Source organism: Nonomuraea sp. MG754425 (assembly GCF_021699195.1).
Taxonomy (GTDB): domain Bacteria; phylum Actinomycetota; class Actinomycetes; order Streptosporangiales; family Streptosporangiaceae; genus Nonomuraea.
In genome coordinates, this window is record NZ_SSXE01000017.1 from 126,729 (window position 1) to 143,164 (window position 16,436).

Annotated in this window: 14 protein-coding genes; 5 read left to right on the plus strand and 9 right to left on the minus strand. The window is 70.8% G+C overall.

Translation table 11 applies throughout. From position 1 onward, the window contains the following. Positions 1-6 precede the first annotated feature (6 nt). The gene (locus FAF44_RS08735) at positions 7-2,364 is read left to right on the plus strand and encodes a penicillin acylase family protein (RefSeq protein ID WP_237102527.1); all 2,358 of its coding nucleotides are present in this window, start codon (positions 7-9) and stop codon (positions 2,362-2,364) included. Between the two features lie 5 nt (positions 2,365-2,369). Here FAF44_RS08735 and FAF44_RS08740 read toward each other — a convergent pair whose 3' ends face one another. The 3 genes from FAF44_RS08740 to FAF44_RS08750 form a co-directional block, all read right to left on the minus strand. Continuing rightward, the gene (locus FAF44_RS08740; protein ID WP_237102528.1) at positions 2,370-2,819 is read right to left on the minus strand and encodes an Rrf2 family transcriptional regulator; all 450 of its coding nucleotides are present in this window, start codon (positions 2,817-2,819) and stop codon (positions 2,370-2,372) included. A 279-nt stretch (positions 2,820-3,098) separates the two neighbouring features. After that, positions 3,099-5,741, minus strand: coding sequence for a PQQ-binding-like beta-propeller repeat protein (locus FAF44_RS08745; RefSeq protein ID WP_237102529.1), 2,643 nt, complete (start codon positions 5,739-5,741; stop codon positions 3,099-3,101). Continuing rightward, positions 5,735-6,562: a hypothetical protein gene (locus FAF44_RS08750; protein ID WP_237102530.1), complete on the minus strand. Its 828-nt coding sequence runs from the start codon at positions 6,560-6,562 to the stop codon at positions 5,735-5,737. The genes FAF44_RS08745 and FAF44_RS08750 overlap by 7 nt, the downstream gene beginning before the upstream one ends. A 290-nt stretch (positions 6,563-6,852) precedes the next feature. Here FAF44_RS08750 and thrS point away from each other — a divergent pair, with 290 nt between their 5' ends. After that, complete coding sequence (gene thrS, locus FAF44_RS08755) at positions 6,853-8,043, plus strand: threonine--tRNA ligase (RefSeq protein ID WP_272894231.1); 1,191 nt, start codon at positions 6,853-6,855, stop codon at positions 8,041-8,043. Between the two features lie 499 nt (positions 8,044-8,542). Here thrS and FAF44_RS08760 read toward each other — a convergent pair whose 3' ends face one another. Together FAF44_RS08760 and FAF44_RS08765 are read right to left on the minus strand one after the other, a co-directional pair. Then, positions 8,543-9,418 (minus strand): cyclase family protein, encoded by an 876-nt coding sequence (locus tag FAF44_RS08760; protein ID WP_237102532.1) that lies wholly within the window; start codon positions 9,416-9,418, stop codon positions 8,543-8,545. Between the two features lie 114 nt (positions 9,419-9,532). Next, positions 9,533-11,131, minus strand: coding sequence for an FAD-dependent monooxygenase (locus FAF44_RS08765; RefSeq protein ID WP_272894232.1), 1,599 nt, complete (start codon positions 11,129-11,131; stop codon positions 9,533-9,535). Positions 11,132-11,202: 71 nt separating this feature from the next. Here FAF44_RS08765 and FAF44_RS08770 point away from each other — a divergent pair, with 71 nt between their 5' ends. Both FAF44_RS08770 and FAF44_RS08775 read left to right on the plus strand, forming a co-directional pair. Continuing rightward, positions 11,203-11,643, plus strand: a complete 441-nt coding sequence (locus tag FAF44_RS08770) for a MarR family winged helix-turn-helix transcriptional regulator (protein WP_237102533.1) — start codon at positions 11,203-11,205, stop codon at positions 11,641-11,643. Between the two features lie 102 nt (positions 11,644-11,745). Beyond that, the gene (locus FAF44_RS08775) at positions 11,746-12,111 is read left to right on the plus strand and encodes a hypothetical protein (protein WP_237102534.1); all 366 of its coding nucleotides are present in this window, start codon (positions 11,746-11,748) and stop codon (positions 12,109-12,111) included. A gap of 291 nt (positions 12,112-12,402) precedes the next feature. Here FAF44_RS08775 and FAF44_RS56345 read toward each other — a convergent pair whose 3' ends face one another. The 3 genes from FAF44_RS56345 to FAF44_RS08790 form a co-directional block, all read right to left on the minus strand. Next, positions 12,403-13,008: an isochorismatase family protein gene (locus FAF44_RS56345; RefSeq protein WP_368857757.1), complete on the minus strand. Its 606-nt coding sequence runs from the start codon at positions 13,006-13,008 to the stop codon at positions 12,403-12,405. A gap of 126 nt (positions 13,009-13,134) precedes the next feature. Next, a complete protein-coding gene (locus FAF44_RS08785; protein WP_237102536.1) occupies positions 13,135-13,887 on the minus strand; it encodes an SDR family oxidoreductase in 753 nt (250 codons plus the stop codon). Positions 13,888-13,901: 14 nt separating this feature from the next. Next, complete coding sequence (locus FAF44_RS08790) at positions 13,902-14,333, minus strand: carboxymuconolactone decarboxylase family protein (protein WP_237102537.1); 432 nt, start codon at positions 14,331-14,333, stop codon at positions 13,902-13,904. Positions 14,334-14,608: 275 nt separating this feature from the next. Between FAF44_RS08790 and FAF44_RS08795 the strand changes: the two genes are divergently transcribed. Continuing rightward, the gene (locus FAF44_RS08795; RefSeq protein WP_272894233.1) at positions 14,609-15,556 is read left to right on the plus strand and encodes an RNA polymerase sigma-70 factor; all 948 of its coding nucleotides are present in this window, start codon (positions 14,609-14,611) and stop codon (positions 15,554-15,556) included. Positions 15,557-15,747: 191 nt separating this feature from the next. Here the strand turns inward: FAF44_RS08795 and FAF44_RS08800 are convergent, their stop codons facing one another. Continuing rightward, positions 15,748-16,374 (minus strand): recombinase family protein, encoded by a 627-nt coding sequence (locus tag FAF44_RS08800; protein WP_237102538.1) that lies wholly within the window; start codon positions 16,372-16,374, stop codon positions 15,748-15,750. Positions 16,375-16,436 lie beyond the last annotated feature (62 nt).

The window sequence follows — 16,436 nt, forward strand, 5'->3', positions numbered from 1 at the left end:
CTCCTGATGATCACGACATGGGTGCGGCGGCTGGCCGCACCGCTGGTGACCGCGCTGGTCGCCGCCCTCCTCGTGGCGGCCCCCGCGCCGGCGCGGGCCGCCGAGGGCCGCTACGCCGCCGACATCCGGCGCACCGAGTACGGCATCCCGCACATCCTGGCCGCAGACCACGGCGGTCTCGGCTACGGCTACGGCTACGCCTTCGCGCAGGACAATCTGTGCGTCCTGGCATCGTGGGCGCTCACCCTGCGCGGCGAGCGGTCGCGCCACTTCGGCGCGGAGGCGATGTCGGACGACGCCGTCGATCCGATCCCCAACCTGGCCAGCGACGTGTACTACAAGAGCGTCCAGGCGTCGGGCGTGCTGCGCCGGGTGCTCGCCCGCCCCGCCCCGCACGGCCCGAGTCCCGAACTGCGCGCGCTCGTGGACGGCTACGTCGCCGGGTTCAACCGCTACCTGAGCGACACGGGCGTGGCCGGGCTGCCCGACCCGGCGTGCCGGGTCAAGGCGTGGGTCGGCCCCATCACGGCCACGGACGTCTGGATGAACCTGCTCGACCTCGGCCGCCTGGGCGGCAGCTCCTCGTTCAAGGAGGCCATCGCCGGCGCGGGGCAGGCCCGGGAGAACGCGACGGAGCCGGGTGGCCCGACCAGGAAGGTCGCGACCGCTCCAGGCAGCAACGCCTACGCCATCGGGCGCGAGGCCACCCGTGACGGCCACGGCATGCTGCTGGCCGACCCGCACTTTCCGTGGCACGGCAGCCGCCGCTTCTACCAGGTCCACCTGACCATCCCGGGCGTGCTCAACGTGTCGGGCGGCAGCCTGTACGGCACCCCGATGGTCCAGATCGGCCACAACACCAGCGTGGCCTGGACGCACACCGTCTCCCACGCCCAGCGCTTCACCGTGTACCGGCTCAAGCTGGTACCGGGCCGGCGCACGTCCTACCTGGTGGACGGCCGTCCAGAGCCGATGGGCCGGCAGGAGGTGTCCGTCACCGTCTCGGACGCCAAGGGCGAGGCCCGCCCCGTCACCAGCACCCTGTACACCTCCCGGTACGGCCCGGTGCTGGCCGTGGACTGGACGGAGCGGACGGCGCTCGCCCTGGCCGACGTCAACGCCGCCAACCTCCGCTTCGCCGACGAGTGGCTGGCCATGGGCGCCGCCCGCGACGTGGCCGCGCTGCGCCGCGCGCAGGAGACCTACCAGGGCATGCCCTTCGTCTACACGCTCGCCGCCGACGCGGGCGGCCAGGCGTACTTCGCCGACGCCTCGGTCGTCCCGCACGTCACCGACGAGCAGGCGGAGCGCTGCCGCGCCGAGGACGACCCCGAGATGCTCGTCCTGGACGGCTCCACGTCGGCCTGCCTGTGGGGCAGGGACGCGGACGCGATCGAGCCGGGCATCTTCGGCCCCGCCGCCCAGCCCCGGCTGACCCGCGCCGACTACGTGACCAACGCCAACGCCAGCCCCTGGCTGACCAACCCGAAGGCCCCGCTCACCGACTATCCCCGCATCTACGGCGACACCGCCACGGAACGGGACCTGCGCACCCGGGTCGGCCTGGACATGATCGCCCGGCGGCTGTCGGGCGACGACGGGCTCGGCGCCCCCGGCTTCACGCTGGACACGCTCCAGCAGACGGCCTCCGGCAAGCGCAACCTGGGCGCCGAACTGCTCCGCCCGGATCTGCGCGCGTTGTGCCGGGCCAGGCCCGTGCTGACGGCGAGCGACGGCGAGCGGGTCGACGTCCGCCGGGCCTGCGCCACGCTGGCGGCCTGGGACGGGCGGGCCCGCCTCGGCAGCCGGGGCGCGGTCCTGTGGCGCGAGTTCTTCCTGAACCTGAACGGCCCGCACCGCAAGCCCGATGGCGCGCTCGGCCCGCCGGAGAGCTGGTGGAAGGTGCCGTTCGATCCCGAGCGTCCGCTCACCACGCCGCGCGGGCTCGACATCGCCAACCCGGCGGTGGCGACCGCGCTGGCCGACACGGTGCGGTTCTTCACCACCAACGACATCCCGCTGACTCTCACACCGGGGCAGGCGCAGTGGTACGGAGCCGTCCCGGTGCCGGGCTGCACCGAGGGAGAGGGCTGCTTCGACCGGATCCGCACCGGTGGCCCGCTGGACGAGAACGGCCGCTATCCGGACGTCAACACCGGCTCCAGCTTCCTGATGGCCGTGGAGCTGACGCCGGCCGGGCCGCGTACCCGCACGCTGCTGACGTACTCGCTGTCGGCCAATGCGGCCTCGCCGCATCATGCCGACCAGACCGAGCTGTTCTCGCGCGGCCAGTGGGTGACCGAGCGGTTCACCGAGGCCGAGATCACGGCGTATCCGCAGATGGCGACGACCTCGCTGCGGTAACGCGTTCAGGAGCCGCCGAGGAGGCGGCGGGTACGGGACGGGGCCGTGGCGGGCAGGGTGTCGATGACGTCGGCGAGTGAGACGCGGGACAGGCTGCTCCGCCACGCCTGGTGCGCCTCGTGCATCTTCTGGGCCAGCACGCAGACGGACGCGCACTCCTCGGGGGATAGCGCGCCACGGCCCCGCTGCCGGATCTCGCGGCACTCGTACGGGGAGGACGCGCCGTCGACCGCCTCGACGATGTGCAGGAGGGTGATCTCCGACGCCTGCCGGGCGAGGCGGAACCCGCCGCGCGGGCCGGTGGTGGCGGTCAGGACGCCGGACTTGACAAGGGCTTGAGGCACCGCCCGGGGCAGCGCGGTGACGACCACCGCCTCGTTCCGGTAGTCAGGCGCGGCGATCGCGTCGTCGGGTATGGCCTTGCACGCCGCTGGGTTCGCATGCGTCCCAGCCAACCAGGAGCCGGCAGTTGACGGCGAACCATGTGCCGGCAGCGGACGCCGGCTCAGCCTGACCGGCTATCAGAGCCTGACACCTCCTCGGTCGGGGTGTCAGGCTCGGTGATCGTTCGGGCTCAGAGCTTGCGGATCGACACGGCGTTGTCGCCGACACCGCCGCCTCGGGCATTCTTTGTCACACATATTGCGCAGAAGGGCGAAAATTGCGATACTCCCGCAAAAAATAGGATACGCGGATCGCGGTTTAAGGTAGCGACCTCAATGACTTACCCGGTGCTAATCGTCTTCCAGCAGCGCCCCGTCCCGGGCCGCGCGGCCGAGTTCGGGCGGCGGACCGGGGAGTCCGTCCGTGGCGCGCAGGGCGTACAGGTTCCCGTTGGAGCTGCCGACGTAGACGAGGTCGCCGGCCACGACCGGCCGGGTCTGGAAACGGCCGCCGGTCTGGAAGCGCCAGCGGGTCGCGCCGGTGGCCGCGTCCAGCGCATGCAGGTTGCCGCCCTCGTCCTGGGCGAAGACGGTGTCCCCGTGGACCGACACTTGTCCGGTGAGCGGCCTGCTCCACTGTTCCGTCCCGGTTTCGGGGTCGAGGACGTGCAGGCTCCGGCCGGCGACGAAGACCTTCCCCCGTGACGCGGTGACGTTCCACAGACCGCTGTCGCCCTCGGTGGTGAGCCTCCATCGTTCCTGGCCGGAGGCGGCGTCCAGCGCGTACGTGCGCCCGGCGACATCACCGAGGTAGACGGTGCCGCCGATCACGACGGGGTCGTACCGGAGGGCGGCGCTGACGCGGGCCCGCCACCGTGCCTTCCCGGTGGCGGGGTCCAGCGCGGACGCCTTCGCGCCGGTGATCACGAAGATCGCCTCCCCGGTCGCGGCCAGGTGACCGGCCGGGTTGAGGTTGCCGGTACCTATGCGGGAACGCCGGCGAAGCGCGCCCGTCCTGGCGTCGAGGGCGTACAGCAGGCCCTCCCGGCTGCTCACGTGGACGGTGCCGGCGGCCACGGCCACCCGGCCCAGGGTGCCGGGGACGCGGAAGCGCCACCGCCGCGCGCCGGTGGCGGCCGCCAGCGCCACGACGTGGGTGAGTCCGACGCCCGCGTACACGCCGCCGTCCTGGATGACGAGGTCCTGGATCCCGAAGGACCGGGTGTCGAAGCGGCGGTTCCACCGCATCCGGCCGGTGGCGGTGTCGATGGCCGCCACCCCGTCGTCCCTCGCGCCGAAGAGCGTGCCGTCCACGAGCATGGGTGTGGCCGGCCGGGACCTCCACCGCTCCTGTCCGGTGACGGCGTCCAGGGCGTACAGGCCGTCGTCGGCGCCGGCGTACACGACACCGCCGTCCACCACCGGGTCGGCGCGAACGCCCGCGTCGGCGAGATGGGTCCACCCGCCCGTCCGCGCCAGAGGCGGGACGCGCTCCCCCGGCCGGTAGCGGGCCATCAGGTTGTCACGCACCCGGAACGCGGCCAAGCGCTGCACCAGCCGCGACGGCGACGTCAGATGGACGATGACCGGGCCCACGTTGACCAGCGTCGCGCCGAAGGTCCCCCCGGGGCCGTGGGCGGTGTAAGAGAAGATGCCCTCGCCCTCGACCGTGGGGTCGTGGTCGAAGCTCTCGTGACGCCTGGTCAGCCCGGCGGCGGTGGCGAAGAGGGCGCCCGCGTCCGGGGACACCCAGCTCACCGAGAGCGAGACGACCCCGCCGTCGTCCTCGGGCGGCACCCAGTCGCAGGTCACGGGCCTGGGCAGGGTGAGACGGCCCAGGGACCTGGTTCCCGGGATGCGGCGGACGTCCGGGCCGAGGTCGCGTGAGGTGAGCAGGGAGCAGGCGTCCGGCCAGTCCCCCGGCGGGACGCCGCCGAGCGCGACGGGGCCGGTGGGATGCCCGTAGACGGGACGCAGGGCGGTGATCCGGGCGTCACCGTGGAGGAAGACCATGTGGGAGGTCGCCCCCACGAAGACGGTGGCGTGGGTGAGCGGCCTGTCGAGGGGCAGCGCGACGGGAGGACCGGCGTCCCGCTCTCGCGCATTGAGGTATCCGGGCAGCGGCCAGGCGCTGTTCCAGTCGAACCCGGGGCGGTCCTCGGCGTCGGGATGCCGGCCGACCTCCGGCGACGGACTCCCGGCGGCGGCCTCGTCCAGGCGGGAGCGGGGCAGCGGTGTGCCGTCCTGCGTGAAAAGGAACTCGTCGCCGTTCACCGCCGCGATGACGAAGCCCTCCGACGCCTCCTTGAACCAGAGCCGGACGCCGACACCCGGCGCGACGTCCCACGTGGTCACCGGACGGGTCCAGGTCCGCCGTAGCGTACGCGGATCGAAGGAGTCGAGCCGCACGCGGCCCTGCCCGCAGCGGCTCAGCAGCAGCAGAGCCCGGGAGGTGGAGCCGATCCCTCCCTCGCAGCCCACCGCCTCGGCGGCCCGCGCCCGGACGCCGCCGGTTCGCACGTCGAGCGAGAACAGCCCGGACTCCCGATGGAAGACGACGACGCCGTACTCGGACACCCGGATCTCCGGAACGTCGTCCCACTGTGGTGACGGGGGCAGCGTGTGCCGCCACAGCGGGACGCCGGAGGCGAGGTCGTAGCCGTACAGGATCCGGTCCCACGATTTTTTCCGGCTCCCGGCCACGACGATGGTGCCGGCCCTTGCCCACGCGTCGCTGAGGGAGCCGAGCGGGGTGCGAATGGTGAGCCGGACCGCGCCGGTGTCCGGCTCGCGCACGGTCACCGTCCCGTCCGGGGCCGCCATGATCAGATTCTCGCCGGACAGGAAGGAGAGCGAGGCCGTGTCATCGGCGGGGGCCGACCAGGCCGCCTTCCACCCGACGTGTTCCAGTGGGGGCCGCCCGTCGTCGGCGGCCGTGAACGCGATGGCCACCGAGAGTGCCGTCAGCACCCGGAGGCAGCGGATGATCAGCACGTCCGTCCCGCACAGGAGACCGGCCGCCAGCCGCCCTGCGGCGCCTGCCGGTAGTAGGACCGGTACCGGGCGGCCTCACCGGTCAACCGGAACGGCCCTCCGTCCGGCCCCTTGACCACGACCTCTTCGGTACGGCCGTCCGCGAGCACCGTGACCCGCAACTCGAACTCGTAGTACGCCTTCTTGCCGGTGAAGCTCAGGCTGAGCGTGACCGGCTCGTCCCGTTTCAGATCGATCTGCTTCTTCCGGAAGTACGCGCTGTCCCCGCCGGTCGTGAACCGAGGCGCGGGACGGTCGAGGTCGGCGGCCATCTCGACGGTTCCCGCCTCGCCGCCGGCCTTGGTGGCGATCAGGCGGGCCCCCCGTGACACCGGCCGGCGGGCCAGGACCTGCGGCCGGATGTCCACGATCCGCAGGCTGCCGCGGTTGCCGGTCAGCACGACCGTGACGTCCATGCTGCCGATCAGCGCGATTCGGTGGCGCGCCAGCATCGCGTCACGCTGCTGATCCGCGTGGGCGGCCAGCATGACCGCCCGGTCCTCCGGGTCGGTCACCGGTTCGCGCAGGACGGTGTCGCGCTCGGAGTAGTCGACGGCGACGTGGCCGACGGTGATCGGGGCGACGCCGCGTACCCGGGCGACCGTGTCGGAGCCGTGCGTGCCGTACCAGTCGGTGAACACGACGCCGAACGCGGCCAGGGCCACGGCGCCGGCGATCCCCGCCACCCACGCCAGAAGCCTCTTCGACCAGGCGGGGCCGGACGCCTCGGTGCCCTCCTGCCGTTGAGCCGCGGTGCTCTTGTTCCGACGTGCTCTGCCCATGGGGACGCATTCCTCCACGACCGATCGTCGAGACCAGCGTAGGCACGAGATCGAGCACGACGGAGCGGTTTCCGCTATTCACCGTCGCCTTCGAACCTCTCCGGGCAGTTCGGCGAACGAATGCTTCGACACCGGACAAGTCAGCGGCTTGCCGGCGCGGCGCGTGCTACGGTCGGGATCATGCAGCGCGCTTTCGTCACGACGACGCCGGACACCGTCCCGGCGCGCTGATTTCCTGCTTCCCGGGCGGACGCCCGGGAGCCTGGTCGTTCGCCCTTTCCTCGAAAAGGATGATCATGAACGACCACCGCAGGCTCGGCCGCGAGCTGGGCATCTTCGACACCGATCCGCTGATCGGCTCCGGCTTGCCCTACTGGCTGCCCGCCGGAGCGGCCGTGCGCAAGGCCGTCGAGGACTACGTGTACGAGCTCGAACGCCGCAACGGCTACCAGCACGTCAACTCGCCGGTCCTGGGCAAACGCGAGTTGTACGAACGGTCGGGCCACTGGGCCCACTACGCCGAGGACATGTTCCCGCCCATGCGGGTGGGCGGCGAGGAGTTCGTGCTGCGGCCCAGCCTGTGCCCGCATCACGCGCTCATCTACCGCTCGCGGCAGCGCAGCCACCGTGAGCTGCCGTTGCGGCTGGCGGAGCTGGGCGGCATGTACCGCTCCGAACTGTCGGGCGTGCTGGGCGGGCTGAGCAGGGTGCGAGCCATTCAGCTCAACGACGGTCACGTGTTCTGCGCGCCGGAGCAGGCCGCCGGGGAGGTGTCGGCCGCGCTCGGCCTGATCGAGGCCGCGCACCGGCGACTCGGCGTCCGGGTCGCCCGCTACCGGCTGTCGCTGCGCGGCGAGGGCGCCAAGTTCGTGGACGACCCGGCCATGTGGGAGCGCTCGGAGGCCGTCCTGGGCGACGCGCTGGAACAGCACGGCCACGCCTACGACGAGGAACGCGGCGAGGGCGCGTTCTACGGCCCGAAGATCGACATCCAGATCGCCGACCCGGCGGGCCGCGAGAGCACCCTGTCCACCGTCCAGGTCGACTCCTTCCAGCCCGAGCGCTTCGACCTGCGCTACGTGGGCGGCGAACGACCCGTCATGGTGCACCGCAGCGTCGTCGGCGGCATCGAGCGGCTGGTCGCCCACCTGCTCGACCTGTACGGCGGCGCCTTCCCCGCCTGGCTCGCGCCGGTGCAGGCCGTCGTGCTGCCGCTGTCGGACGCCGAGTTGCCCGCCGCCTCCGACGTGCTGCGGCAGTGTCTGGAGGCCGGGTTGCGGGCCGAGCTGGCGCCCTCCGACCGGGGCAGTCTGGGGGCCAGGATCAGGGCGTACCGGCTGGTGCCGTACCAGCTCGTGGTGGGGCCGCGCGAGGTGGCGAGCGGGCGGGCGGCGGTGCGGTTGCGTGACGGCGGGCAGGCGGGCGAGGTGCCCGTCGGCCAACTCGCCGCACAGTCCCGACCGTTCGGACCCGGCCACTAGACGAGCAGCTTCACCCGCGGCGGCCCATCGCGTTCACCGGACCAGCAGCTCATGCCGGCTGCGCCGCGCGAGAGCGCCGCGGGCTGCTCCCGGTCGGTAGGGCCGATGACGTGGGATCTCGTACGCGTGCGACGGCGTGCCCGGTGCGGGCCTACGGCGAGAGCCGAACCCCTCGCCGGCCTGGCCCGTACGTCGAGCGCGGCGGAGGCGGCATCCCGACCGGGTGACGTTCGTGCTCGGCACGGAGTTCTCGGTCACCACGGCGGTCATGGTCCCCGGGCCCGGCGGCGTACGAGGCCAGGCTGCTCGCGCTGCTGCGTGCGGCCGGCAAGCCGGTGGTCATCACAGAGTTCGGCTGCGGGACGCACGTCGGAGCCGACCGGCGGGGGCCGGGCGCATTCATGATCGTCAAGGCGGCGTCCGCCGAGGTGGCCCGCCACTACGCCGCCGGCTGACCCGCACCGGCGACGCGTCCGGTGGACCTGAGCTCGATTTGCGATCAGAAGATCGCGATCGGATTGACCGCGAGCCCCGTGGTGCCCGTGATGCGCGGTGGCGCGAGAACGAGCATGAAGCTCCACCGCTGCAGGGAGGCACACCGGTCGGCGAGGTCGTCGAGGTGGGCGGCGTCCACCAGCGGGAGACCGAGCCGTGCCAGTGCGACCTGATGCATCGGCATCGGGAAGCTCGGTGGGCGGGCGTCGCTGATATCGCCGATATAGAGGGCCGCACCGTGCTCGTCCAGCCAGGCGACGGCGCTGAGGTCCAGTCCCGGGACGGGCTGCGTCATGGGCTGGTTCACGTTCCAGCCGGCGCGAACGACGATCGCGTCGCCCGGGTGCACCGACGTACCGGCTCGGTCGAGCGCCGCGTCGAGGTCTGTTCCGCTGACACGGTGGGCCGCGTCGAGACTGCCGCGGTCGGGGGCCAGGTCCAGGAGGACGCCCCGCGTGACGATGCCCCGACCGGCGTGGTCAGCGGAGGCGTGGCGTACTCCGGTCGGTGTGACGGCGTCCTGCAGCGGGACGCTGGGATAGACCTTGTCGCCGACAGGAATGTGAGAGAGCGCGTCGAAGTGCGTCAGCCCGGCGTTGTGCGTGTTGATGAGCAGGGAGTCGGTGAGCGCCATGGGCCGGGCTCCGGTGAAGTTCACGACCTGCATGACGGGTGCGGGCATCGTGGCGGGACTCCCGACGGGCGCGAGGCCGGTGGTGAGCGGTATGGGGGTAGTGAGACGCGCAAGGCTCACCGAGGTCGCGTCGTGTACTTCGGCCGCGGCGCGTGACCGTGCCGCGTCGTCAATGAGGTTCAGCGCACCGATCTCGTCGGTGTCACCCCAGCGTCCCCAGTTGAGGGGCAGCTCGTTCTCGGTCATCCGCATCTCTTTCCTCGTGTCCTGGGGTTTCGCCGCGGCGAAGCCTCACCGAATCCACCCGCCCTGCGTGCTCCCTGTGACCCGGAGGGCGGTATCCGTTGCTCACGCGCGTGCCTACTCCGGCGTATGGAGGCTCGTCAGCCGGTTCAGGGCGGCGCGGAGGCCGGCGTCTCCAGTGCCACGGGCGCTGACGTAGCCGTCGGGGCGGACGAGGATCCAGTCCCCGTCGGTCGCGGCCAGGGTGTCGTGGACCCGGCTGTCGGGGTCCCACACGCCGTGGTCGTTGTCCGGGCGGCGCCGGTTGATCGTCACGGTGTCCACCCAGGCCGGTAGCGACCCGCTCTGGGCGGTGAGGTGATCCTGCCCGGTGGCGTCCTCGCTCCCGGTGAAGACGAGCAGGTGCCAGGCAGGCGACCTGAGCTCCGCCCGCAGGATCGTCCAACCGGGTGACTGCGCGTCGGCAGCCGAGAGCTGCGTGAGTCGCTCGCCGGGTCGCGGGCCCTCACCCGGTTTGTCGCAGGGCACCGTCAGCGGGCTATCGGGGTAGGCGATGGCCAGACCCGACATGTTCCGGATGAGCTGGTGCTGGAAATTGCGAGCAGAGTCCACGGAGCCCGTGGAGCTTTGGGCGTGGTGCGTCGCGCCGACCATGACGGTGTTCATGACCTCGCCGGTGGAGGCGAGCAGGGCTTGGCCGATGGGCACGCGCTCGGCGTCGTAGGTGTCGAGCAGTGTGGCGTCGGCGTGGCCGTGAATGACCATGGTCAGCTTCCACGCCAGGTTGTACGCATCCTGGATGCCGGTGTTCAGGCCCTGCCCGGACGCCGGGGAGTGGACATGGGCCGCGTCCCCCGAGACGAAGCACCGCCCGACGTGCATCGCGGGGACCGCGCGCTGCTGGATGGTGAACTTCGACGCCCAGCTAGGACGGTCCACGACGGTGTCGCGCCCCAGGGCCTGTGACAGCTTGGTGCTGAGCTGCCGGGCGATCTGCTCGGGGTTGTCCGGCTGCCCTTCACCGGTCGTGTCCAGCAGCCGCCATTTGCCCGGCTCCGGGAACGGGAACAGCATCAGCGTGCCGCCCGGCGGGAACAGCCAGTGCACGCCATCGATGTCCACGTCGGTGTGCACGATCGCATCGGCGATCAGCCATGTGTGGGCGGGTTCGCCCGTCAGGGGGAGCTGGAGGGTCTTGCGGACGGTCGAGTGCCCGCCGTCACAGCCCCACAGGTACCGTGCGCGCACGGTCTCTTCGGCCGCTCCGGCACCGTCGCCGCTGCGCAGCACGGCCGTGACGGCGGCATCGTCGTACTGGAACGACTCCAGCCTCGTGTTCCACTCCACCGCGACCCCGGCTGCCGCGGCATCTCCACGAAGGACGCGTTCGATGATCACCTGATCGACGTTGAACATGTACGGGAAGCGCGTCGGCAGACCGGCGAAGTCGAAATCGAGCCGGTTCGGACGGCCGTCCTGATGGATGACGAAGGTGTTGATCCGCGTTCCGTGCGGCGCGATCTCGCCGAGAACCCCGAGCTGGTCGTAGATCTCCAGGCTCCGGGCGTGGCAACCCAGCGCGCGGCTGGTCGTCGCCGGACCAGTCGCGGCATCCACCAGGCGAACCGATACCCCCGACCGTGCCAGCCGTGAGGCCGCCATCAGCCCCACTGGACCGGCCCCTGCCACGAGGACATCGACGTCATAGCCTGTCATGCAACCACGCTCCCTGAGTTAGCTTTGCTGACACAGGGACGATAGCTCACGAGCCTGGAGACCCGCGAACCATGACTGCTGAGGACTACTCGGACGCATATCTGCCGCTGCCTCTACTCCTGCAACGAGGTGCCCGATGGTTCTCCGATGAGCTCGTGGCGCGCCTGGAGGCCGCGGACGTGGCCCCCGTGACGCCGGCGCACACGACCGTGCTCGCGCACCTGAACCACGACGCGTCCCTGAGCATTGCCGAGTTGGCCCGCCGTGCCGGCGTCACCCGCCAGACGATGCACCGCGCCATCACGCAGCTCATCGACGAAGGCCTCCTGACCAGCACGCCGGGGCCCGGGTTTCCGCGCAGCACCCTCATCCGTCTGACCGACGCGGGCCGCCGGCGCCGTGACGTCGCCCTGGGAATTCTTCGCGACCTGGAGGACGAGCTCAGCAGCCGGCTGGGACCCGCGACCGTGGCGGAGCTTCGCGACACCCTGACGCGAGCGTGGCCACGCTGAAAGATCACCCATGCCCTCGACGCCACCTGCGACGATGCCCACCGGAGGCCGCGCAGCAGACGTTCTGGAGCGCGACCCGCGCACCTCGGACGCTGCGGGAAGATGTCCACGTACCTGCGCACCGTCACGGTGGAGACCTCGCCGGTCGACTCATCGACGACCTCCTCGTTGCGCTGGCGCTGCTCGGCGCGGATGGTCTCCAGCAGCTCGCGGGCCCTGTTGTGCAAGGTGTTCATGCGCTTGCACAGCATGGTCACCAGGTCCATCACGGGCCCTTACCCGCGCCTCGTGCAGCAGGCACGCCTCCAGCACGATCCGCTTAGCCTCGCCGCAATCGCGCATTCGGGGGCGTCCAGCGCCCGCGCTTCGGCCGCGAAATGTGCGATCTTTGAAGCGGGGACCCCCTTGAGCCACGCGTCGCTGGCCCCGGCCATGCCATCCAGCCAGGCCAGATGGTCCAGTTTCTGACGCAACCTGGTCACCGTGGCAGTAGGCGAGGGTGAAGATGGCGCCGTTGACCTCCGCGCGCACCTGAGAGGCCAGGTCATCCAGGGTGGAGAAGGCCGGGAACTCGCAGATGTTCTTGGCCGGATCCTCCAGCGCCACGTTGATCAGATCGGCCGGGTGGTCCCGGAGGCATGGCAGAAGGTGATCGCCGACAAGCGGCGCCCTGGCAAGCTGGTGCGCCGGCACTTCGAAATCTGCGTCTTCACCTGCCTGGCGGACGAACTGGTGCGCGGCGATGTGACGGCGGTCGGCTCAGAGGCCTACGCCAACTGGCAATCCCAACCGCTGAGCTGGCAGGACTGCCAGCCGCACCTGGCCACCTACTGCGCCGAGATCGGCCTGCCCACCACGGCCTCGGAGTTCGCTGCGCAATTGAAGACCCGCATCAAGAACGTGGCCGCGACCGTGGACGCGGGCTACCCGGACAACGCCGGCCTTCTCATCGACGAACAGGGCCGGCCCTCGCTCAAGGCCCGCAAGTCCGCCGGGCACAGCCCCGAGGCGCTCAAGCTGGCCGGCGCCCAGGTTGCAGCCGTAGGCGAAAGCGACCAGCTTGGTCACGATGATGTCGCCGAGGTGGCCGGTCAGATCATCGACGATGTCGTCCCAGCCCGCCGGCAGAGGGCCAGGCGGGCGCGGGATCTCGGTGCGTCCTGGCGCAGCATCTGATCCGTCCGCCCTGGCCGTGAGCCGGACCAGGACAACCGGCGCACCGTGGTGGTGAAAGGCGTCAGCCGGCTCGACCGCACGGGCCACCACCTCAGAGCCGGCGTAGGGAGTGGTGGGGAGGCCGACGACGAGGTTCTGCAGATCGACGAGGACGAGTGCGGTCGTTGTGTCGATCGTGGTGACGGGCATGAGTGAGCGCCCTTTCTGAGGATGTGTCCGAAGAGGCAGCCACTGAGTCTCCGAGGGTGAGGCTCGGGGGAACCCTTGCTCTCGGGCCCCGGGTGGTGGAGTTCCGAGAACAAGGGCAAGGCCGGCTCAGGGCTGGGTGTCGAGCCACTCCTCGAAGGTGGGTCCGGCGAGCTTGGCGTGCGGGCTGGGCAGGAACCCGCCGTTGGCGGCGATCTCGGCATCGGGCATGCCGGAGCCCTCGACGCCGACGACCTTGATGCCTCGGCGGGCACCGAGGAGCTGGGCCGCCTCCGCCATGAACTCCTTGCGGGGTCCGGCGATCTCGGGGATCGGTGTTCCCGGGGCGGCGGGGGCGGTGGCCAGGTCGACCAGTTCCTCCGCCACGGTGCGGCAGGCCACGAGCTGGGTGGGCACTGCCGGGAGGTAGGCGACGTCGCCCTGCTGCCAGTCCAGGAGCTGGCCGACGAACTCGTGGAACTGCGCGGCACGCAGGATGCGGACGGGGATCGGGCCGGACAGGAGGAGTTCCTCGTGCACCTTCTTGGCGGCGAGGAAACCGGCGGTGGCCTTGTCGGCGCCGATGATCGACGCCATGGCGATCTGGGCGACCCCCGCCTTCCGGCTGGCCTCGTGCAGATTGCGGGCCGACGTACGGAAGAACTCCGTCGCGGCGTCCTGGTCGGAGGAGTGCCAGGAGGCGACGTCGATGATGACCTCGATCCCGGTGAGGGCCTCGGCGAGGCCCTGGCCGGTGATGATGTCCACGCCGGTGGCTCGCGACATCGGCACGACCTGGTGTCCCCTCTCGGTCAGGACGTCGACGACGTGGCGGCCCAGCCGCCCGGTCGCTCCCGCCACCGCGAACGTGGTGATGCTCATGCTGGGTGCCTTCCTTACTCGCTGTAGTTCTGGCCGGGGGGCATGCCGGGGATCGGCTTGGCGATGAGAGCGGCTGGGGTGAAGAAGCCGATGTGGGCGATCGCCATGATGAGCGACCACATCGCCTGGTCGTCGTAGTGCGTCGACGCCCTGGCGTACAGCTCATCGGGGACGCGTTCCCCGGACGGGTTCGGGGTGAGGACTGCCTCCACCAGCTCCAGCGCGACCCGTTCGGCGGCGGTGAAGTAGGCGGCGTCCCGCCAGGTGGCTACGGCGGTGATGCGCTCCTCTGATTCCCCGATCCTGTGGAGATTGCCGGTTTCCCGGATGGTGAAGTACGTGCTGCCGAGGAGCTGTCCGGCGCGCAGCTGCAGCAGGTGGATGGTGGTCTGCGGAATCGCGCCGTTCTGGAGGGCTTTGTGCAGACCTGCGCCGATTTCCGCCATCTCGGGGAGGAAAGGGAGGGGGTTGGGCATGCGCGACCGCTGGTCGGTCGTCGTGGGCGTGGACATGGGAAAGACTTCCCTTCTCACTCTCAACTCGTCGTAGTGCCGTACGGATCGTTCGCGCGGCGTCCTGACGACCACGAGACGCCGGCGCCCCGATCCCCGTAACAGCGCGGCCATGTGACATAGGCCACCTACCGTGGGTGTTACAAAGCGGTGGGGACCCACGTCTTGTGCGTGTGGCAGTGCTGAGAACGAACAGGCAGGAGCGGGGCATGACCGAGCCGAACGAACGAAGTGCGGACCCAGCCGAGCCGCTCGATCGTGCCGACCACGTTGACTCCGTGGACTCCGCCACCCAGGCATTCGTCGCCCACCGCAACCTGCTGTTCACCGTCGCCTACGAGATGCTCGGCTCGGCCGCCGACGCCGAGGACGTCCTGCAGGAGACCTGGCTGCGATGGGTGGACGTCGATCTCGGCACCGTGCGGGAGGAGCGCGCCTACCTGGTGCGGATCGTCACCCGGCAGGCGCTGGACCGGCTACGCGCGCTCGGCCGGCGCAAGGAGTCCTACGTCGGGCCGTGGCTGCCCGAGCCGTTGCTCACCGCGCCGGATGTGGCCGAGGACATCGAGCTCGCCGAGAGCGTCTCGATGGCGATGCTGCTGGTGCTGGAGACGCTCACGCCGACCGAGCGGGCGGTGTTCGTGCTGCGCGAGGTGTTCGATCTGGACTACGACGAGATCGCCGAAGCCGTCGACAAGACCCCGAACGCGGTACGCCAGATCGCCTACCGGGCGCGGGCACATGTCGCCGCCCGCCGACCCCGCGGCATCGCCTCCCCGGCCGAGACCCAAGCCGCGCTCCAAGCGTTCCAGCGGGCGGTCGAAACCGGGGAGTTGCAGAGCTTGCTGGACGTCCTCGCGCCGGATGTCGTCGCCCTGAGCGACGGCGGCGGAGTCAGGCACGCCCTGCTGCACCCCGTCGTGGGGATCGACAAAGTCGCTCGCCTGCTGGCCGTCGGCTGGTGGAGACGCGATGCGGAACGGTCGGTCGAGCTGGTTCAGATCAATGGCGGCCCCGGGCTGCTCGTACGGGTCGACGGGGAGATCGACGGAGTGGTGGCGGTGCGCGTGGAGAACGGCTACGTCACCGGCGCCTACCACGTGCGTAATCCCGAGAAGTTGTCGCGTGTGGAGCGGGAGACCGCCGTGACCCGCTGAGCTTTGCGAGACCGGCAGCGCGGGAACATGGCGGAGTCGGCAAGACCGAGGAGCAACAGCGACAACATACGCCTCCGTGCCAGCGAACCTCACGACACGATTGGCCAAACCCCACTGCCTGCGCTCCTCCTATGCCGTCGCGGTCCAGGCCGTTGCCCCGTTATCAACCTGGGCGGGCTGCAAGGCTGACATCATGGCCAAGATCCGCAGAACGGCTCGACGCAGGGGGTGCCCGGGCGACATCGCGCCCATCTCATCGGTGATCTCGGCTTTGCTGCCGTAACAGAAGGACGACACGTCCCAGGTCCGCCGTAATGGCGCGTGGTCAACAGGTACCGGTGAAGCGAGGTCTTGGGAATGCCGGTCTTGGCGGCGATCTGCGCCAGCGAGTCGCCTTCGGCCTTGAGTAGGCGCGCGTAGTCGATTTTCTCGGCGGGGTGCGCGATGGGGCGTCCCACGTGTCTGCCCGTGGCTTCGGCCACGCTGCGGGCGTGGGCGGCGCGCTCGGCGGTGAAGATGCGCTCCATCTCGGCGAACAAGGCCAGCAGGAGGAAGGCGATGCGCGCCATGCCCTCCTCGGCGGTGTTGATGGGCAGCGGATCGGCCGGCGTGCGCACGCCGATGCCCCGCCCTGCCAGCTCGTGGACGAGATCGAGGACCTCGCGCAGGTTGCGGCCGAGGCGGTCCAGGGTGTGCAGCACGATGACATCGCCGGGTCGGGCGTAGGTGAGTAGCCGCTTCAGGCCGTCGCGCTCGACGGAGGCGCCGGTCTTCTTGTCGATGTCGGCCCGCGAGGGCCGGTTGCGCCTGTACGGCAAGGGCGACAAGTTCCGCGAGGTCGATATCCACCCCAAACCCCGCACCGAACTGCAGCTCTGGC

Excerpts from the sequence above, each read along its gene's own strand:
- FAF44_RS08735 (WP_237102527.1), top strand. The coding sequence starts at position 7 with ATGATCACGACATGGGTGCGGCGGCTGGCCGCACCGCTGGTGACCGCG.
- FAF44_RS08790 (WP_237102537.1), bottom strand. The coding sequence starts at position 14,333 with ATGGCGGAAATCGGCGCAGGTCTGCACAAAGCCCTCCAGAACGGCGCG.
- FAF44_RS08770 (WP_237102533.1), top strand. The coding sequence starts at position 11,203 with ATGACTGCTGAGGACTACTCGGACGCATATCTGCCGCTGCCTCTACTC.
- FAF44_RS56345 (WP_368857757.1), bottom strand. The coding sequence starts at position 13,008 with ATGCCCGTCACCACGATCGACACAACGACCGCACTCGTCCTCGTCGAT.
- FAF44_RS08775 (WP_237102534.1), top strand. The coding sequence starts at position 11,746 with ATGTCCACGTACCTGCGCACCGTCACGGTGGAGACCTCGCCGGTCGAC.
- FAF44_RS08765 (WP_272894232.1), bottom strand. The coding sequence starts at position 11,131 with ATGACAGGCTATGACGTCGATGTCCTCGTGGCAGGGGCCGGTCCAGTG.
- FAF44_RS08750 (WP_237102530.1), bottom strand. The coding sequence starts at position 6,562 with ATGGGCAGAGCACGTCGGAACAAGAGCACCGCGGCTCAACGGCAGGAG.
- FAF44_RS08785 (WP_237102536.1), bottom strand. The coding sequence starts at position 13,887 with ATGAGCATCACCACGTTCGCGGTGGCGGGAGCGACCGGGCGGCTGGGC.
- FAF44_RS08795 (WP_272894233.1), top strand. The coding sequence starts at position 14,609 with ATGACCGAGCCGAACGAACGAAGTGCGGACCCAGCCGAGCCGCTCGAT.
- FAF44_RS08760 (WP_237102532.1), bottom strand. The coding sequence starts at position 9,418 with ATGACCGAGAACGAGCTGCCCCTCAACTGGGGACGCTGGGGTGACACC.
- thrS (WP_272894231.1), top strand. The coding sequence starts at position 6,853 with ATGATCATGAACGACCACCGCAGGCTCGGCCGCGAGCTGGGCATCTTC.